The following is a 617-nucleotide window of genomic DNA, read 5'->3' on the forward strand; positions in this document are numbered from 1 at the left end:
TATTAAAATCTATTAGAACGTAATACCATAAGCTTCTTGTCTATCATTATTAATAGATGACAAATGATTGTTCAGATCAGATATTCTCTAGCTTGCGTCATAGATTCGTAGGATGATATGACAATTTCGTTGTTATTATGCAAATCGTTATTTACGTTCGATAATTGAGCCAACTTACGTAGCCAAGTATATTGGCGTTTAGCCAGTTGTCTTGTAGCATATAATGCCTTATTTTGCATTTGATAACAAGCAAGCGCCTCGGTTTGACTATCAAGGGTTGACGACTGTGATTGCAGCGCCCTTTGTGGTTTTATTTTATGTTTGCTTGGGTCTTCAAATCTACCAAAAACATCTTCAAACTGGGTCTTATCAAGATGTGGCTGCTCAAATACTGAATGATTAATATGTGTCAGGTACTCTAAAACTTGCCGATAGCCAACGCAGCGCATAGATGGCAAATTAGGTGTCAACGGATATTGTTCAAGCAAACCAAGTACTTCATCTACCAGTCCTTCACGCCACATAATCTCTAAACGCTGCTCGATACGCGTATGCAGCCAGGGACGATCTGGCATTACTGTAAGTGCATGCCACTGCTGATGTGGATTGTTTGCTAG

General features: G+C 39.4%; 1 pseudogene. It reads right to left on the reverse strand.

The window, feature by feature from the left end:
* Nucleotides 1-71 precede the first annotated feature (71 nt).
* Nucleotides 72-617, reverse strand: a pseudogene (locus tag ACS8FD_RS22105) (tRNA (adenosine(37)-N6)-dimethylallyltransferase MiaA); the annotation flags it as partial.

This window comes from Psychrobacter sp. 1U2, from assembly GCF_051847575.1.